Source organism: Streptomyces wedmorensis (genome assembly GCF_000716445.1).
Lineage (GTDB): Bacteria > Actinomycetota > Actinomycetes > Streptomycetales > Streptomycetaceae > Streptomyces > Streptomyces wedmorensis.
The window spans coordinates 1-261 of record NZ_JNWK01000209.1; the positions used below are offsets into that span (position 1 = coordinate 1).

At 71.6% G+C, this 261-nt stretch carries 1 protein-coding gene; it reads left to right on the top strand.

All coding sequences use genetic code 11. From position 1 onward, the window contains the following. On the top strand, positions 1-261 hold a 261-nt coding region (locus OO54_RS41130; RefSeq protein ID WP_033212968.1), incomplete at both ends, for a transposase family protein.

Genomic DNA, 261 nt, shown 5'->3' on the forward strand with positions numbered 1-261 from the left:
ACCGGGTCTGCTGAGGACGCTGCGCGAGCATGATCCCGACTTCGTCCTGCTCGACGGAACCCTCGCCGAGTGCGACCGGGTCGGCGACGGCCGGACCGATTACTCCCACAAGCACCGACGCCACGGCGTTAACGTGCAGGTCGTCACCCACCCCGACGGCCGGCTGCTGTGGCTCTCGCCCGCCCTGCCGGGCCGCACCCACGACCTGACCGCCGCCCGCACCCACCGGATCATCCGGATCTGCGAGCGCCAGGGCGTTCC